The organism is Terrisphaera buseokensis (assembly GCF_047521145.2).
Lineage (GTDB): Bacteria > Verrucomicrobiota > Verrucomicrobiia > Opitutales > Opitutaceae > ER46.
In genome coordinates, this window is sequence record NZ_CM134186.1 from 3898407 (window position 1) to 3916714 (window position 18308).

Consider the following 18308-nt stretch of genomic DNA (forward strand, 5'->3'; position numbering starts at 1 on the left):
ACCGCTCCAACCCGTCGGCCGGAGCATCGCTTCATCCCACCGCATTCCTTTACCCGTCCATGAAAATCCGCCCCGCGCTGCTCTGGCTTCTCGCGTTGTTTGTCCCCGGCCTTGCTCACGCGGCCGATTCCGCCCGCCCGAACGTCCTGCTCATCTGTGTTGACGATCTCAAGCCGCTGCTCGGCTGCTATGGTGATCCCACGAGCAAAACGCCGAACATCGACCGCCTCGCATCACGTGGCACGCGCTTCGACCGGGCGTACTGCAACCAGGCGGTGTGCTCACCGTCGCGCAATTCGCTCATGACCGGGCTGCGCCCGACCTCGACCGGGATCTACGATTTGCCGACCAACTTCCGCGTCGCGACGCCCGACGCCGTCACGCTGGCGCAGTATTTCCAGCGCGAGGGCTGGCGCACGGAGAGCATGGGCAAGATTTTTCACCGCGGGCACGGCAACTTCGAGGACACCGCGTCCTGGAGCGTGCCGCATTGGACGTCCAGCACCGGGACCTACATCACGAAGGAAGCACTCGCGATCAAGGCGTCGGGCATGGCCAGCCAGACCGGACCCGCCGTGGCGAAGGGCGAACCGGGCGACAAGGGTTACCGGCCCGCTAACGCGAACGGTCCCGCCGTGGAGATCGCCGATGCGCCCGACAACGCGTATCCAGACGGCCAGGTCGCCGACGAGGCCATCAAGCGCCTGCAGGCCGCGAAACAAAATCCCGGCCAGCCGCTGTTTCTCGCCGTCGGCTTCGTCAAGCCGCACCTCCCGTTCTCCGCGCCCCGCAAGTATTGGGACCTCTACGATCGCGCCGCATTGAAGCTCGCCCCGGTGCAAACCGCGCCCGTGGGCGCGCCGAGTTACGCGCCCACGTCCTGGGGCGAATTGCGCGCGTACGCGGGCATTCCCGCAGACGGCCCGTTGAGCGAGGCCACGCAACGCGAACTCATCCACGGCTATCTCGCCGCGACCAGTTACATGGACGCCCAGGTCGGCCGGGTGCTCGACGAACTCGACCGCCTCGCGCTCTCCGCCAACACCCTGATCGTCCTCTGGGGCGACCATGGCTGGCACCTCGGCGATCACGGTCAGTGGTGCAAGCACTCCAACTACGAGGAGGCCACGCGGATTCCGTTGCTGGTGATCGATCCCCGCCAAGGTCGGCCAGGCACGAGCAGTCGCGCGCTGGTCGAGACAGTCGACATCTATCCCACGCTCGCCGAGCTCGCGGGCTTCGCCGCGCCGAACGTGCCGCAGCAGCTCGACGGCCGGAGCTTCGCCGCCGTGATCCGCAATCCCTCCAGTGCCACCAAGGACGCCGTATTCCAAGTGTATCCGCGCAGCCGTCCGGGCGACGGTGCCATCCTCGGCCGATCCGTCCGGACGGATCGTCACCGCCTCGTCGAATGGAAGAAACCCGGTGCCGCCCCCGCCACCGCGGAGCTCGAACTCTACGACTACGTCGCGGATCCGCTCGAAACCAGGAATCTCGCCTCCGAGCAGCCGGAGGTGGTCGGACGCATGCGCGCCATTCTCGCGACCCAGCCCGAGGCGAAGCCCCAGATCGCCGCGGGGCCGGCGGGCGAGACGAAGAAGAAAAAAAAGAAGAAGGGCTGATCTGCAGCAGACGGCTTCACCGGAAGAAACAGCCCCTTTCCGGGCCAGTCCATCCCCGGTGGCGCCGCCGCCTGCTGTATCCGCCTTTTGCTGACGTTCGAGCGGGGCGCGCGAGGACGGAAAAAGAGTCGTCCGCGCTGGCTGCGGGCTTGAGACCGACCGCGGGCTCGCTTTGTTTGTTCTCACCCTTGGCGCCTTTTCCCCGCGCCCAACCCACCCCGATCGATGTACTCCGTCCCCCTTCCGTCGGTTTTCGCGCGCACTTTCAGCGCTGTCACGTTACTCGCGCTTGGCGTCTGGCTGACACCGAGGTCATCCGCCCAGACCGTGGTGCCGCCCGCCCATTCCAGTCCGGCGTCGACGAAAGAGTCACCCGTCACGCTGACGCCCTTCGAAGTCACCGCGGGCACGGACGTCGGTTACGAGTCCTCGACGGCGATGAGCGGCACGCGGACGAACGAGTCGCTCGCCAACCTGCCGAACTCGATCTCCGTCATCAACTCGGAGTTCATGGCCGATCTGGGCATCACCGATTTCTTCCAGGCGGTGGAATTCGCCGTCGGCGCGGACAACATCTACAACGACAACATGCAGGTGGGCGCGCCGGTCGGTGCTCGCTCCGGCAACCAGATCAATTTCCGCGGCCTGCCCTCGGTGCGGCAGCTCAAGGACGGCTTTCCGACCTACACGCCCCAGGATGCGTTCAACACCGAGCGCATCGAGATTTCCCGCGGGCCGGGCGGCATCGCCTACGGTGACACCGACGCCACGGGCGTCATCAACCTCACCACCAAACGCGGCCGGTTTCGCAACGAGGTCGAACTCCAGGCGCGCTACGACGATCGCGGCTCGCAGCGCCTGTCGGCCGACATCAGCCGCGTGCTGATCGACAAGTCGCTCGCGCTGCGCCTCAACCTCCTCGATTCCGATCTCGAGGGCTGGCACGAGAACACCGCGCGCACGATGCGGGCTGCCGCGGGCGCGTTGCGCTATCAGCCCTTCAAGAGTGCCAACACGATCGTCGACGCCACCTACGAGGAGGGCCGCCTCCTCAGCTTCATCAGCCATACGGCGCTGAACGACATCACGTCCGCCTACGTGCGCGGCACGGGCACCAACGCCCGCGACGCCAACCCCACGCTCGCCGGGGTGCAGACCAACGGCGTTGGCATGGCCCGCCTCGCCGCCCCGCGTACCGCCACCGCGGATACTCACGCGATGACCGTGCTGGGCGGGCGGATTTTCAATCTCCAGACCATGGGGGCGACCGACGCATTTCCCGTCTACCGCGTCTCGACGATCGTCCAGGGTGCCAACGCCACCAGCGCCACTGATCCGCAGAACCCGAACCGCATTCCCTGGCTGCCGATCCCGGGCTCGCTGTTTCCGTTGCACCAGGACTGGGCCGGTCCCGATGCGCGCGTTCGCTACAAGTACGATGTCGCAAATCTCTCGGTGCAGCACGCGTTCTCCCGTCAGACGAGCCTGTGGCTCGCCTACAACCGGCAGAACGAACTCACCGACCAGAGGCTCACCCGCAACGGGAACGTCGCCGGCTCCAACGCCCGCGCCGTCTTCATCGACGTCAACCCGCGCCTCCCCGACCCCGCGTTTCCCAACGATCCGACGCGCACGATCGCCAATCCCAACTTCGAGCAGCTCTTCATCCCCGGCACGATTCAGCGCCGCTTCGAGGAACACAGCATCGAGTCCGTCCGACTCATCGGCGTCCACAATCTGGAGATCGGCCAGACCTCGCACCGCCTGATCCTCAGCGCCAATCACCGCGACGAAATCTACCGCATCAAGAATATGCTCTTCGGTCTCACGAAGGAGGAGATCGACCGCCGCGGCTTCACCGGCATCAGCGCGCGGCTGCCCAACAACGTCGTGACGCCGTGGTATTATTTCAAGGACGGCAACGGCGAGGGTCTCCGCATTCCTCAGCAGCCCGGCGTGCTCGACTACTTCGTCAACGGCACCGGCGGACTCCAGTACTTTGATCAATCACTCAGCACCGCCGTCTTCCAGCACCTCGGCACGTTCTTCAAGGGCCGGTTGCGCACGAGCCTCGGCGTCAGTCGCGATCACTGGCAGCAGGCCCGCAATCTCGCCACCCGATCGTTCGGTGACTATCAGGAATGGCGTTTCGTGGACGCCGCCGGCAGTCCCCTGGATTCCGACGCCGACACGATTCCCACCGAGCCCATCGCCGACAGCTGGCGCACGAACACGACGTACGGCGCGGTCTATCATCTGACCGACTGGGTGTCGCTCACGGCCTCGTATCAGGAAACGGCCCTCTTCACCGACAACGTCGGCACGGATCTCTACGGTGCGCCCCGCCGACCGACCGCGGGCTCGGGCGTCGACCTCGGTCTGCGTTTTCACCTGCTGGGGGGCCGCGTCAACGCCTCGATCATCTCCTACGACAACACCTCTGAGAACAACCGCACCACGATTGGCGCCGCGCTGCGCACCGAGGTGAACGACGCGCTCAACACGGGCCGGAGCACCGCCTCGCCGGATCAGATCATCGGGCTGGATGATTCGAACGATCGCGACACGCGCGGATGGGAATTGGAGCTCACGGCGAATCTCTCCCGCAACTGGACCTCGCGGCTTGGCTTTTCCACGACCCAGAATCAGCGCGCGTCGTCGGTCCCGCAGTTCCGCGCCAAGGTCGCACTCGCCGAGGCGCACCTTCGCTCCCAACAAGTGGCGGCGGGCGACATCCAGGCCGCGCTCGCGGCCAGCCGCGACTTTCTCGAGGACCAGGACAGCGACGACACGCAACCGAAACAGTACCGGGGCAGCCTGGTGTCGCGTTATGATATCCGCGAAGGCCGGCTGCGGGGCCTGGGAGTCGGCGCCTCGCTGCGCTGGGCCCGCGGTCGCGTGCGCGATCCCGGCAGCCTGTTCATCACCGGGCAGCTCGTGATTCCCGAGCGGCGCAATGCGGACGAATTCGTGTTCAGCCCGTTCTTCAAATACTCCGCCAAGTTCGGCCCGGTGCGATGGACCGGCCAGCTCAACCTCGACAACGTGTTCAACAATGTGACGAACCAGGGCCGCATCGCCCGCTACCCGCGCTACACCGAGCCGCGGCAGATCACGCTCACGAACTTCTTCCGCTTTTGAACCCGACGCCGATTGGTTTCGTTGCCCGGGATGCGTTTCAACGGGCCCGTCCGCTTCGTTCCTGGTCCGCCCCATCCCCGGACTTTATACCAATCGCTCTTTGCCTTTGGACTTTAGCCGTGGCTACGAGCGCCAGCGAGTGGTCGAACGACCACTCGCTGGCGCTCGTATCCACGATCGATCCAGAAGTCCAAGAGCAAGCAGCGATTGGTATTATCATTCTGTGAAGACATCACTCATTGCCTCCACCTTGGTCGCGCTGTCGCTTCTGCCACGCCTGAGCGGTGCCGCGACGCCCTCCGCTCCGCCCAACATCGTCTTTCTTTTCTCCGACGACCAGACCGCCCGCGCGGTGGGTTGTTATGGAAATACGGAGATCATCACGCCTCACCTCGACCAGCTGGCGCGCGACGGCGTGCGGTTCACGCAGCACTACAACACCACGTCGATCTGCATGGCCAGCCGGGCCAGCGTGCTGACGGGGCTCTATGAATACAGGCACGGCTGCAATTTCGAGCACGGCGACCTGGAGCGGCGCTTCCTCGCCAAATCCTATCCGATGCTCCTGCGCGAGGCAGGGTACTTCACCGGTTTCGCCGGCAAGATCGGTTTCGATCTGCAGGGTGAACCGTTCGATGCGCTCGCCGCGTTTTTCGATCGCTGGGCCGGCGGGCCTGGACAGACATTTTATGAGACGGCGAAGAACCCGGGGATCGCGCGCTATGCCGCGCAGTATCCGCACTGCTCTCGCGCGTATGGCGCCTGGACCGCGGATTTCCTCAAGGAAGCGAAACAAAGCGGCCGGCCTTTCAGCGTCTCCATCAGCTTCAAGGCGCCGCACCTGCCCTTCACGCCCGACCCGATCGATCTGAAACGCTATGCTGGGAAAACGTTCGCGCGCCCGCCCAACTACGGTGTCGCTCACGCGAGCCACCTCTCGGCCCAGTCGCAATCCAGCCGCGCCGCCACCGGCTATCGCGAGTGGATTAACGACTACGACACCTCCACCGCGCTCTACTACGCGTTGATCACCGGAGTCGACGCCGCCGTCGGCATGATCCGCGAAGCGCTCGAGCGCGAAGGTCTCGCGGGCAACACCGTGATCATCTTCACCTCCGACAACGGCTATAGCATGGGTGCGCACGGCTTCGGCGACAAGGTTCTGCCTTACGAGGAAGCGTCGAAGTCACCGCTGATCATCTTCGATCCCCGCCTGCCCAAAATCCACGCCGGCACCGTGAGCAGCGCGCTCACCGCCAACGTGGACATGGCCGCGACGATGCTCGCCATCGCCGGTGTTCCGGCGCCGACCGGACTTGATGGCCGCAATCTTCTACCGCTTCTGGCCGCCCCGCACGAACGCGTGCGCGACGCGCTACCGCTCTTCAATTTCTGGGGGGCGAAGTCCGCCCAATCGATGGCGATCGTCGTCCCGGGTTGGAAATACATCCACTGGTACTACGGCGGGGACGGCATGAAACCGACCGACGAGCTCTTCGATCTGGCCAACGATCCCTACGAGCTGAAGAATCTCGCGTCCGATTCCCGTCACGCCGCGACGCTCACGACCCTGCGCCGGCATTACGATGCGGAGCTCGCCGCCCTGACGTCGCGGGTCATCGCCGGCCACAGCTACGAATCCTATCCCCTGCTCTTCAATCGCACCGTGCCGTGGAGCGACAAACCCGTCGCACCCGCGGTTAAAAACCGGAAACGCCCATGACACCTCGTCCCTCGCTCCGCCTCGCCGCCATCTTCGCTCTGGCGTGGTTGTGCCTACCCGCGGAATTTCCCGCCGCCACTGCCGCGGTGGCATCCGCCCAGCCGAACGTCGTGATCATTTTCATCGACGACATGGGTTACGGCGACATCGGCCCCTTCGGAGCGACGAAGCAGAAAACGCCGAACCTCGATCGCATGGCGCGCGAGGGCATGAAACTCACCAGCTTCTACGCGGCTCCCGTCTGCTCGGTCTCGCGGGCGCAGTTGCTCACCGGCTGTTACGGGGCGCGGGTCTCGGTTCCCGGAGTTTACCCACCGGGCAGCAAGAACGGCCTGAATCCCGCGGAGTTCACCATTGCGGAGCGACTCAAGGAACGCGGTTACGCCACGATGTGCATCGGCAAATGGCACGTGGGCGATCAGCCCGATTTCCTGCCGACGCGCCAGGGCTTCGACCACTACTTTGGCATTCCGTATTCAAACGACATGCAACGCGCGTCCACGCAGACCGGCGAGCGCGTCGTGCCGTTGGTGCGCGATGACAAGGTCCTGGAGCTGCTCACCGACGAAAAGCAAAGCCGGATCGTCGAGCGCTATACCGACGAGGCCGTCCGCTTCATCCGCGCCGCGAAGGACCAGCCGTTTCTGCTTTATCTGCCGCACACCGCGGTGCACACGCCGATCTTTCCCGGCGAGGCGTTTCGCGGCAAGTCCGCCAACGGCCGCTTCGGCGACTGGGTCGAGGAAGTGGACTGGAGCACCGGCCGCATCCTCGACACGCTCCGCGAGCTGAAGCTCGACGCCCGCACCCTCGTGATCTTCACGAGCGACAACGGCCCGTGGTTGATCAAGGGCGCCGACGGCGGCAGCGCGGGACCGCTGCGTGGCGGCAAGGGCAGCACCTGGGAAGGCGGAGTACGCGTGCCGGCGCTGGCCTGGTGGCCGGGCAAAATCGCGCCAGGCAGCGTGAGCGACGCCATCGCCGGCACGATCGACCTGCTGCCCACCGCCGTGGCCGTCGCGGGCGGCACCGTGCCCGCCCAGCCCGTAATCGACGGCCGCGACCTTTCGCCGGTGCTGTTCGACCGGTCACGGCAATCCTCGCGCGACGCCCACTATTACTTCGCCGGCTACAATCTGCAGGCCGTGCGCCAGGGGCCGTGGAAACTCGCCATCGCCGCCCAGCGGGAAACGATGGGCCGCGATACGCTGTCTCCAGATATTGGTGACGCTCCACGTCTGTACCACCTCGATCAGGATATCGGCGAGCGCACCAATGTCGCCGACCGCCACCCTGAAATCGTGGCGCGGCTGCGGGCGCTCGCGTCGGCGAAGTCCGCCGAAATCGGCGGCACCGCCCCCGCGGCGCGGCGCCCCGCCGGCGAGGTGGCCAATCCACAAACACTTTATGCCTCGGAGGCCAATGCGACGCGGGCGAAGAAAGGGAAGAAGGCCAAGTAGCGTCTGGCCGACGAGCTGGCATGCCCCTGGACCGCGACCGCCCCCGGTCGCTTTCAGTCAGTTTCGGCGCAAGCACCGAGGGCGACCGGGGGCGGTCGCGGTCCCAACGGTGTCAACGAAGCGGCGTCATCGCGCCCGAACCCGATCGAGTTGGGCCCGCGGCTGGTGTCGGCGTTCGGCCGCGCGCCGTGCGCGGCGCAACGGCCGTTTTCTAGCAGCCCGCCGCAACCCGCACGATGGCGGCAACGCTGCGATCCACGTCGGCGTCGGTGGTGGCCCACGATGACAAACTGAGCCGCATCGCCGTGCGGCCCTGCCACACCGTGATGCCGGCCCAGCACGTGCCCTCGGCCTGCACGCCTTGGATCACCTGCTTGGTGCGTTCGGCGTCGCCGAAACTCACGAGGACCTGGTTGAGCACGACGTCGTTCAGGATGGTGAACCCCGCGGCGGTCAACTGCGCCGCGAAGCGCCGGGCTTGATCGCAGTTGCGCTCAATCATGTCGGCGATGCCGGCGCGACCGAGAGAACGTAGGGCGGCCCAGACCTCAACGCCCCGCGCGCGGCGCGAAAGTTCAGGAGTGAAGTCGGCGGGATTGCGGAAACCGGAGTCGGTCGGAAGATATTCCGCCGTGATGGCCATGGCGGCCTGGAGCGCGTGCGGATCGCGCACGAACGCGAGTCCGCAGTCATACGGCACGTTCAGCCATTTGTGGGCGTCCGTCGCCCAAGAGTCCGCCTCGCCCATGCCGGCACAAAGCCCGGCGCGTGTTTTCGTCGCCGCCGCCCACAGCCCGAACGCGCCGTCAACGTGCACCCACGCGCCGGCCGGACGCGCGCGCCGGCAGATTTCGTCGATGGCATCGAACGACCCGGTGTTCACGTTCCCGGCCTGCGCGCACACGATGGTCGGCCCATGGATGGGAGGCATCGCGTCCACGCGCATGCGGCCCTGATCGTCCACGGGAATCTTCACCACGCGGGTGCGCCCCAGCCCGAGCACGCCGAGCGATTTCGAAACCGACGGATGCGCCTCACCGCCGATGATCACCGTGATCGGCGGCGCGCCGAAAAGTCCGTCCGCCTCGACATTCCACCCGACCCGTTTGAGCACGGCATGCCGCGCCGCCGCGAGTCCGCAGAGATTGGCGACCGTGGCACCGGTCACGAACGCTCCGCCGCAGGTCGCTGGGAGTTGGAGAATATCCAACAGCCACCGCAGCGACACCTGCTCGAGAAACGCCGTGCCGGGCGTCGGCCGGTAAAGTCCGGTGTTCTGATCCCAAGCCCCGGCGAGCCAGTTTGCCGCCAAGGTCACGGGCAGCGAGCCGCCGATGACAAAACCATAGAAGCGACGTCCGGCCATCGCCGTGGTGGCCGGCGACCCCACCTCATCGAGGAGCCGCAGCGTGTCCGCCGGATCGCCAGGTTGCTCCGGCAGCGGTTCGTCAAACGCCTTGAGCGCCGCCACGGCCGAGGGGGCCGGCGCCACCGACCGCGTATCCAAGGTTTCGAGATAGTGAATCGCGCGCGTCGCTGCGTCGGTCAGGAGCTCTTTCATGGCGCCACCGTAGACCCGCCGCATGATCGCACAACGCCGGCGTTGCTGTGCCGGACGATTTGGCCGCCGACTACCCTCAACCCTTCCCGGACCTCCCGGCGTCGAAGCCGTGCGTTTCGCCCGGTCGACGATCGCACGGGAGCATTCAGGGGCATGCTAAGTGCAACCACGGCCTAAAAACGCTCCGTCGAACGCTCTCGCACGGAAGTTGTTGAGACTCCACTTGCAATTTCAATGCGTTTTCAATTCGTTCGCGGAATCGTGGTCATGCGCTCTTCCCGGGTCGAACTCGACGCCGCCTTCACTCTCGTTTCAACCGTCAGGGAGTTGTCCCACTCCCGCGACCTTGCCGGCATTGCTACCATCGTGGCGACGGCGGCGCGCAAACTGACGCAGGCGGACGGCGCGACGATGGTCATGCGGGAAAACGAGCGGGCGCATGTCATCGGCGAAGACACGGTGACGCCGCAGTGGCAGGGCAAACGCCTGCCGCTCGCGGGCAGCCTCGAAGGCTGGGCCATCGTGCATCGCGCGGCGGCGGTGGTTGAAGACATCGCGACTGATCCGCGAATCGATCCGGCAACGTATCGTTTGACGTCCATCAAGAGCATGGCGGCCGTCCCCATCGGCCGGGAAACACCCACCGGCGCGATCGGGGTTTCGTGGTCGGCGTCGCATGCGGCCACGGAGCCGGAGTTGCAATTGCTGCACGCGCTGGCCGACGCCGCGGCCGTGGCGTTGGCCGATCTCGAAATCCACGACGAACTGCAACGCCTCGGTCGCAACCGCAGCGAGGAGCTCGCGTTTGTCAGCCGCGAGCTGGAGACCTTTTCTTTCACCGTCTCGCACGACCTGCGTGCACCGGTGCGTGCGATCGAAGCGTACGCGGAACTGATGCTCGATCCGCGCACTGGAGCCGCCGAGGCCCGGGGCTACATCAATCGCATTCGCAACTCGGCGCAGCAGATGAACACGCTGCTCGATGAAACGCTTAAGCTCGCGCGCATTTCCTCCGCGGCGCTGAACCGCGGCCGCGTCGATCTCTCCGCGCTGGTGGCGGAGATTGCGATTTCCATGCGGGCCCGCGAACCGCGCCGCGAGGTGCACGTCAGCGTGGCCCCGGGTTTCGTGGTCGACGCCGACCCCGAGCTGCTCCGCATCGTCGTCGAGCAACTGATCGACAACGCCTGGAAATTCACCGCCCGAGCCGCGAAGGCGGAAATCCATTTCGGCCGCACCGAGGGGCCGGCGGAGCCGGAGTTTTTCCTGCGCGACAACGGCGTGGGTTTCGAGACCGAGACGGCGCACCACCTCTTCGAACCGTTTCAACGCTTCCACGCCGCGACGGAATTCAAGGGGCATGGCGTCGGGCTCGCCACGGTGCGCCGCATCCTCGCGAAGCACGGCGGCCGGATCCGCGCCGAGAGCACGCCCAACGGCGGTGCGACTTTCTTCTTCACGCTGCCCTGACGCCCGGCGCGTCAGGTCGGCGGGGCGAGGCCGCGGCCCGCGAGGAACTCGCGCAGATCCTGCGGTAACGGCGCGCTGAATACGTGCGGCATGCCCGCCGGCCGCAAATCGATCGCGGCGCAGTGCAGCGCCTGCCGCGGCAGGAACAACCGGGCGGCGAGCGCCTCGGTCCAGCCGTGGTCGATGAAGTCGAGGTACAGCCGCGCATCGGGCCCGTAAATCTTGTCGCCCACCAGCGAGTGCCCGAGCCACTGCGCGTGCGCCCGGATCTGGTGCTTGCGTCCGGTCTCGGTCACCACGTGCGCAAGCGTCACGCCGCCACCGGACGCCGTCGGCGTGAAGTGTGTGACCGCGCGCTGCCCCTCTCCTTCCGCGACAACGGCCGACTTCATGAAGACCGGACTGGACAGGTCGTCGCCCAGCGGGCGATCGACCGTGACCGGGGCGGTCATTTCTCCCGTGAGCACGGCGGCGTAGGCCTTGCCGATCTTGCGTTCCTGCATCGCGACCTGCAGGCGGCTCGCCATCTTTGCGTCCTTGGCGAGCACGACGACGCCGCTGGTTTCGCGGTCGAGCCGGAAGACGAGGTGGACGGTGGGCAGCCCGGCATATTCCCGCAGCGCGCCGACGAGGCTCGACCACGGCCCGGCCTTCGAGGGATGACAGACGACGTCGCCCGGCTTGTTGACCACGAGGAGGCGCGCGTCCTCGTACACGATCCAGGACGGCACTTCCTCGGGCGCAATCATCCGCACCGGTCCCGGGACGCGCGCGCGGCGGGGCCATGCACACGCACGTTGCGAGAAGTCATCGTCGGGCAGCGGCGGTGGTCCCGCGGCGGCCTGGTCGGCAGCGTCGCTCACGACTGCGCCTGCCTTCGCCAGCGACGACCGAGCACGGCACCGGCCACGCGTGCGCCCAACGCCTTCGGCAGCTTCGATCCGAAAAACGTGTACAGTTTGTTGGCCAAGCCCGGGACGATCTGACTGCGGCCGGCGCCGAGCGCGCGCAGCGTCGCCTCCGCCACGTCGTCCGGCGTCATGGTCAGCGCCGATTCGGCCGCGGCATCGCCGACGGCGGCGTTGCGAAAGAATTCCGTCGACGTCGTGCCCGGACACACCGCGAGCGCGTGGACGTTCGTGCCGCGCAATTCCTCGTTCAACGCGATCGTCCAGTGCAGGATGAAGGCCTTGCTCGCGCCATAGGTGGCGGCGAAGGGCGTCGGTTGAAACGCCACCGTCGAAGCCAGGTTGATGATCGCCCCGCCGCGCGCCTGCAGGAGCGGCAGCAGCAGGCCGGTGAGCTGCACCACGCCCCGCACGTTGAGATCGATCATGGCCAGTTCGCGGTCGAGATTCGCCTTCGGAAAGGGGCCGAACGTGCCGATACCACTGTTGTTAATGAGCAGGATTCGCCCCGTCGGAACGTCACGCTCGAGCAACGCCCGCACTGCGGCCGCGGCGCGGATGAGTTCCTCCGGCACCGAAAGATCACACGGAAAATGGTTCAAATATTTCCCTGCATTAGGTGAAATATTTAACACCGGCGGACGCCGCGAGAGGTTGCAAAATACCAAATCCGGTCTCACGGTTCTCCCCAGTCTAATGATAGATTTTCCAATACCGGAAGATCCGCCCGTCACGACGACGGCCGAGAATGGTTGGAGCGCTTCGCGTGGCGAGGGCACAACAGATGTAAGGGAGTCTTTCGATGACTTTAGCAAGGCCGGGCTGCGTCCCGGCCTTGTAGCAACCGAACCCATACGCAGAAACATGAACAGCCAAAATAACCACGATCTAATCGTATCCGGCATTCACCTCGATCTGACACCGTCCCTGAAGACGTTCGTCCGCGAGAAAGCCGAGCGATTGTTTCGTCATGAGGAGCGCATCGTGAGAATGCGCGTGGAATTGGAGTGCGATCGCAACCCCGCGAGCGGCACCCAATTCAAGGCAAAGGGCCACATCCAGATCCACGGCCCGGACATGAACGCGTCCGTTCAGGCGGACGAGTGCCACAAGGCAATATCGATGCTGGTCGACAAACTCGATCGCATGCTGCAGCGACGCCACCAACTTCACCGCGTTAAACGCAATCATCCTCACGCGGTCGACCTCAACGCCGAAATTCCCAAGGCGCTTGCGTAACGCTGTCACTTTCCTTTCTCCGTGAGTTCAACCCGCCGGTCCGCCGGCGGGTTTTTTTGTGCTCGGAGCGCGCGCGTCGGGTGCGCATTGGTTTTCGGGCGATAAAAACGCCCGCGCTTCCACCATGTCCCACGTTCCCGCCCCCACCCGCTACGCGAATCCGTCCCTCTACCGGCGCTGCGGCCGCAGCGGCCTCAAACTGCCGGCGCTCTCGCTCGGTCTCTGGCACAATTTCGGCGCGGTGGACGATTTCTCCAACAGCCGCGCTCTCGTGCTGCGCTCGTTCGATCTCGGCATCACCCACTTTGATCTCGCGAACAACTACGGTCCGCCCCCCGGCTCCGCGGAGGAAACCTTCGGGCGCATCCTCCACGCCGATCTCGCCGCCCATCGCGACGAACTGATCATTTCCACCAAGGCCGGCTACACCATGTGGGACGGTCCCTATGGCGACTGGGGCTCGCGCAAATATCTGCTCAGTTCCCTCGACCAGAGCCTGCGCCGGATGCAGCTCGATCATGTCGATATCTTTTACTCGCACCGGCCCGATCCCGAGACCCCGCTCGAGGAGACGATGGGCGCCCTCGCCCACGCCGTGCGTTCCGGCAAGGCCCTGTACGCCGGGCTTTCGAATTACAGCGCCGAGCAAACGACGCGCGCCGCAAAATTGCTGCGCGAGCTCGGCACGCCGTGTCTCATTCACCAGCCGAAATATCATCTCTTCGAGCGCTGGATCGAACGCGGCCTGACCAAAGTGCTGGTCAACGAGGGCATCGGCGGGATCGCGTTCTGTCCGCTCGCCCAGGGCCTGCTGACGAACCGCTACCTCGCCGGCATTCCTGCGGACTCCCGCGCCGCCCACGATCCGCGTTTTCTCAAGCCCGAGCACATCACGCCGGACAAGCTCAGCCGTATCCGCCAGCTCGACGCTCTCGCCCGCAAGCGCGGCCAGTCGCTCGCCCAGATGTCGCTCGCCTGGGTGCTGCGTCAGCCGGCCATCACGTCGGCGCTGATCGGGGCCAGCAAGGTCGCGCAGGTCGAGGAAAACCTCGCCGCCCTCCAGTCGCCAGCGTTCGGCCCCGACGAACTGCAGCAGATCGATCGCATTCTCGCCGCGTAACCGCGGACTGGAGACACGGCGCGCCGCGCGTGCTCTCTCTCACAGCACCGCCGCGGCCCAGGAAGGCAGCTCGAATTCCCGCCCGTGCAGATGCTGGCGCATCGCCGCCTGCATCCAGGGACGCGTCGCCGAGCTCGCGACGACCGCGACGAAGGTCTTTTCGTCCCGGCGTTCGAGCCGGTACTGCTCGATCGTCACGCCGATGAGACTGACCTCACCTTCGAGCTGACACGAGAGTTCGATGCGGCGGCGCTTGGAATCGACGATGAGCTCCTCGACCCGGCCGTACGCTTTGATCACGTTGTTGAGATACGTCTTGGCGGCCTTGGCGGCCATCATGTCTTTGGCGGCGTAGAACATGGCAGTGGCGGTGATCCGCAGCGTAAGGCGTGACGCGGGAAACGCCAGATCTCAGTCGGGACATCGCCCTTGCCCGCGAATCACGCGAACGGCCACGAATGAGAATACAGTGAACTGGGCACTCGCCACACGGTGAACGTCCATGCGGCGTGGCTGGACTGACTTCTGCGGTTGCATTCGCGTCCCTTCGCGTGATTCGCGGGAGCTCCTTGGCTGACTTACAGCGCGCGCGCAGCCGCGCCACCGCACTCAGGCGGCCGTGGCCACCATCCGCACGGGCGTCGCCTGAATCGCCTTGCGGAGATCCGCGTTGCGCACCGGCTTCGTCAGAAAGTCGTCCATGCCGGCGGCAAAGCACTCGTCGCGATCCGCCGTCGAGGCGTTCGCGGTCATCGCGACGATCCGCGGACGGCGTCCTGCCGGAAAGCGCGCGCGGATTTCGCGGGCCGCCTGCAGTCCGTCCATCTCCGGCATCTGCACATCCATCAAAATGAGATCATAGCGCTGGCGCTCCACCGCCTCGAGCGCCTCGCGGCCATTGGCGGCGATATCGGCGCGGTAGCCGAGCCGCTGGAGCATCAGCGTCGCCACGCGCTGGTTCACCGGATTGTCCTCGGCGAGCAGGATCGCGAGCGGGTGCTCCTCGCCCATGACGACGTTGTCCGGGATCACGGACGGGGCGCGCACCTTGCGACCGTGCAGCACCTCGACACAGAGATCGTACAGCACGGAGGTCTTCACCGGCTTGCTCGCAAATCCCGCGATCGCGAGTTCGTCCGCCACGCGCAATCGACCACGCCGGGTCAGCATAATCACCGGCAGCTGCATCGCGGAACGGGTGCGACGAATCACTGCGACCAGTTCCGGCCCACTCATCCCCGGCATCTCCGCATCCACGAAAGCCAGATCGAAGGTGCTCTCCTGCTCGAGCAGCGCCAGCGCCTCGACGCCCGAGGACACCGCCCGGGACGTCATGCCCCACGCCTCGGCCTGCTGCGCGAGCACGCGGCAGCTGGTCGCGTTGTCGTCGACGATGAGAACGCGCCGGCTGGCCAGCACGGGTGAGACGGCGGTGACAAAGGGTTTTTCGAGTGCGAGGGGATCGGCCGTCACTTCAAAATGGAACACGCTGCCGTTGCCGATCGCACTCTCGGCCCAGATGCGGCCGCCCATCAGTTCGACGAGCCGTTTGCAGATCGCGAGACCGAGACCGGTGCCGCCGAACTGACGCGTGGTCGAGGCGTCGACCTGGCTGAAGGTCTTGAAAAGCCGGTCCATCCGATCGCTCGGAATGCCGATGCCCGAGTCGTGCACGGAAAAACGCAGCCTCGCGCCCTTCGCATCGCGACCGACTGCCGCAACGGACAGGAAAACCTGGCCGCTGGCGGTGAACTTCACTGCGTTGCTCAGCAGATTGACCAGCACCTGCCGCAGCCGCGTGTCATCGCCCACAATCGACTCCGGCACACCGGGATCAATGGCGCACAGCAGGTCGATGTTCTTCTCGGCCGCGCGGCCGGCCAGGACGTCGAGCGACGATTCGAGGCACTCGCGCAGATCGAACGGCCGGTGCTCCAGGTCGAGCCGGCCGGATTCGATCTTCGAGTAGTCGAGAATGTCGTTGAGCAGGCCGAGCAGCCCGTCGCCGCTGGTGCGGATCGTTTCGGAAAACTCCCGCTGTTCCTTGGAAAGATCCGTGCCCAGCAGCAACCCGCTCATCCCGATGACGGCGTTCAGCGGCGTGCGGATTTCGTGGCTCATGTTGGCCAGGAACTCCGACTTCGCCACCGTGGCCGCGGCGGCCTCCTGCGCCAGCTGGTTGGCCCGACCGAGGGCGTTCTCGAGCTGGCCGTTGAGGCGCTCGGCCTCGTCGCGGGCGCGCACGATCTCCGCCTGGGCGCGGCGCTCGGCGGTGACGTCCCAGTTGACGCCGACCATGCGGATCGCGCGCCCCGCGGGATTGCGCTGCACGTGCGCGCAGGCGCGGATTTCGCGCTCCTCGCCGTCGGGCCGGATGATCCGGTACGAGGTGTTGAACGGCTTGTCGCCGTCGACCGCCTCGCTTGTCTCCCGTTCCACGCGGCTGAGATCGTCGGCATGGATGCACTTGAGCCAGGTCTCGTCGGTGCCGTCGAACGCGGACGGCGCGAGCCCGTAGAGCGCGTGCATCCGGTTGTCCCATACGGTGCGTTTCTGAATGAGATCGTGATCCCAGATGCCGACCTGCGCGGCCTCGGTGGCGAGCTGGAGACGTTCCGTCAGCGACTGGAAGCGCAGCTCGATCGTCTTGCGCTCGGTGATGTCGAGCGAACGACCGACGAGCCGGACGACGTTGCCCACCGAGTCGCGGAGCGGCGTGAGGCGCGTCAGCCACCAGACCAGCTGGCCGCGGACGAAGAACGGCTCCTCGTATTCAATCGGGCCGGACGACTCCGCGCCGCGCCGGAAACTCGCCCGCAGGCACTCGGCCATCTCCGCCGGCACGAGCGGCACGAGCTCGCGCGGCGTGCGCCCCCTGATATCGACGGCATTGAGGCCGGTGAGCCGCTCGTACGCGGGATTCACCTCGAGAAAGCGAAAATCGCCGCCGTTCGTCACATCGACCACGAACACGCCCAGGTCCACGCTCGAGAACACACTTTGCAGCAGCACGCGGCTCTCCTCGTGCGTGCGTTCGGCCACCTTGCGATCGGTGACGTCGGTAATGAAACCCTGCCAGAGGATGGAACCGTCCTCCTGGCGCTCCGGCATCGCGGTGCCCGACAGCCAGCGCACGGTCCCGTCGGCGAAGCGGGTCCGGTACTCGCATTCCCACCGGGCCAGCGCCTGCGCGGACTGGTGGATCGAGTCGGCCACGCGGTCAAAATCCTCGGGATGGATCAAATCCCAGATGACGGCCGAGTCCTCGGCCACCGCCTCGGGTTCGACGCGGTAGATTTGCCGGATGCCCTCGCTCGCAAACGGGAAACAGCGCCGGCCGTCGGGAAATTGTTTCAGCTGAAACACCATGCCCGGAACCTGCGCGGCAATCTTGCTGAAGCGCGCGGCGAGCTCGCGCCGGCGTTCCTCCGCGTGCCGCTGGCGCGTGACGTCACTCGCGATCACGAGATAGCCGGTCGTGCGGCCGCGGCGGTCGCGCATCGGCGTCACGGATACACGCACCGGCACCCGTGCGCCGTCGCGGCGGAGATAAATCCAGTCGTGCTCCTCGGCGTGCGAGTTGACCTCGGCCTTGGCCACCAGCGCGTCGAATCCAGGCGCGACCGGCCGCTTCAATTCCTGGGCAAGCTCGACGGCCCGCGCCGCCATCTCGGTCGGATCGTGAAAGGCTTCGCACGACATCCTGCCCACCACCTCGGCGGCCTGAAATCCCAGCAGCCGCTCGGCGCCGGAGCTGAACGTTTCGATCCGGCCGCGGGGATCCGTCGTGATGACACTGTGGGCGCCGTGGCTGAGAATGCTGTGATTGAGCTGTTCCTCGCGTTCCAGCGCCTGCTGCCGCCAGCGTCGGCCCAGGGTGAACGCCGCGCCTGCCGCCACCAGTCCGGCCAGTAGCGCCAGGGCGAGCGGCCAGACCGAGCCTCCGACTCCAGCGGCTCCGTGCATCCAACGTCCCAGGCCCCAACCCAACGCGATGAAGGCCCCTCCCGGCAGCAGGAGGGTTCGGGCGAAACTTTGGTGTCTGGCAGAAGGCATCACTGTGG

General features: G+C 66.0%; 12 protein-coding genes. 7 read left to right on the top strand and 5 right to left on the bottom strand.

Annotated elements, in window-relative coordinates; all coding sequences use genetic code 11:
* Positions 1 to 59: 59 nt before the first annotated feature.
* From ACLJEU_RS14520 to ACLJEU_RS14535, 4 genes are all read left to right on the top strand, one after another.
* Positions 60 to 1622, top strand: coding sequence for a sulfatase (locus tag ACLJEU_RS14520; protein ID WP_414661727.1), 1563 nt, complete (start codon positions 60 to 62; stop codon positions 1620 to 1622).
* A gap of 225 nt (positions 1623 to 1847) precedes the next feature.
* Positions 1848 to 4763 (top strand): TonB-dependent siderophore receptor, encoded by a 2916-nt coding sequence (locus tag ACLJEU_RS14525; protein WP_414661726.1) that lies wholly within the window; start codon positions 1848 to 1850, stop codon positions 4761 to 4763.
* Between the two features lie 223 nt (positions 4764 to 4986).
* A complete protein-coding gene (locus ACLJEU_RS14530; protein ID WP_414661725.1) occupies positions 4987 to 6486 on the top strand; it encodes a sulfatase family protein in 1500 nt (499 codons plus the stop codon).
* Positions 6483 to 7946, top strand: a complete 1464-nt coding sequence (locus ACLJEU_RS14535) for a sulfatase family protein (RefSeq protein ID WP_414661724.1) — start codon at positions 6483 to 6485, stop codon at positions 7944 to 7946. Before ACLJEU_RS14530 ends, ACLJEU_RS14535 begins: the two co-directional genes overlap by 4 nt.
* 211 nt (positions 7947 to 8157) lie before the next feature.
* Here ACLJEU_RS14535 and ACLJEU_RS14540 read toward each other — a convergent pair whose 3' ends face one another.
* The gene (locus ACLJEU_RS14540) at positions 8158 to 9507 is read right to left on the bottom strand and encodes a pyridoxal phosphate-dependent decarboxylase family protein (RefSeq protein WP_414661723.1); all 1350 of its coding nucleotides are present in this window, start codon (positions 9505 to 9507) and stop codon (positions 8158 to 8160) included.
* A 267-nt stretch (positions 9508 to 9774) separates the two neighbouring features.
* Here ACLJEU_RS14540 and ACLJEU_RS14545 point away from each other — a divergent pair, with 267 nt between their 5' ends.
* Positions 9775 to 10977, top strand: a complete 1203-nt coding sequence (locus ACLJEU_RS14545; RefSeq protein ID WP_414661722.1) for a sensor histidine kinase — start codon at positions 9775 to 9777, stop codon at positions 10975 to 10977.
* An 11-nt stretch (positions 10978 to 10988) separates the two neighbouring features.
* Here ACLJEU_RS14545 and ACLJEU_RS14550 read toward each other — a convergent pair whose 3' ends face one another.
* Entirely contained in the window at positions 10989 to 11840 is an 852-nt protein-coding gene (locus ACLJEU_RS14550) for an RluA family pseudouridine synthase (RefSeq protein ID WP_414661721.1), read from the bottom strand.
* Positions 11837 to 12790, bottom strand: a complete 954-nt coding sequence (locus ACLJEU_RS14555; protein WP_457795227.1) for an SDR family NAD(P)-dependent oxidoreductase — start codon at positions 12788 to 12790, stop codon at positions 11837 to 11839. Before ACLJEU_RS14555 ends, ACLJEU_RS14550 begins: the two co-directional genes overlap by 4 nt.
* Between ACLJEU_RS14555 and hpf the strand changes: the two genes are divergently transcribed.
* Positions 12750 to 13124 (top strand): ribosome hibernation-promoting factor, HPF/YfiA family, encoded by a 375-nt coding sequence (hpf, locus tag ACLJEU_RS14560; RefSeq protein ID WP_414661720.1) that lies wholly within the window; start codon positions 12750 to 12752, stop codon positions 13122 to 13124. The genes ACLJEU_RS14555 and hpf overlap by 41 nt on opposite strands.
* Positions 13125 to 13248: 124 nt before the next feature.
* The gene (gene mgrA / locus ACLJEU_RS14565) at positions 13249 to 14244 is read left to right on the top strand and encodes an L-glyceraldehyde 3-phosphate reductase (RefSeq protein WP_414661719.1); all 996 of its coding nucleotides are present in this window, start codon (positions 13249 to 13251) and stop codon (positions 14242 to 14244) included.
* 39 nt (positions 14245 to 14283) lie between these two features.
* Here mgrA and ACLJEU_RS14570 read toward each other — a convergent pair whose 3' ends face one another.
* Positions 14284 to 14604: a hypothetical protein gene (locus tag ACLJEU_RS14570; protein WP_414661718.1), complete on the bottom strand. Its 321-nt coding sequence runs from the start codon at positions 14602 to 14604 to the stop codon at positions 14284 to 14286.
* Positions 14605 to 14853: 249 nt separating this feature from the next.
* A complete protein-coding gene (locus ACLJEU_RS14575) occupies positions 14854 to 18210 on the bottom strand; it encodes a PAS domain-containing hybrid sensor histidine kinase/response regulator (RefSeq protein WP_414661717.1) in 3357 nt (1118 codons plus the stop codon).
* Between the last annotated feature and the right edge of the window lie 98 nt (positions 18211 to 18308).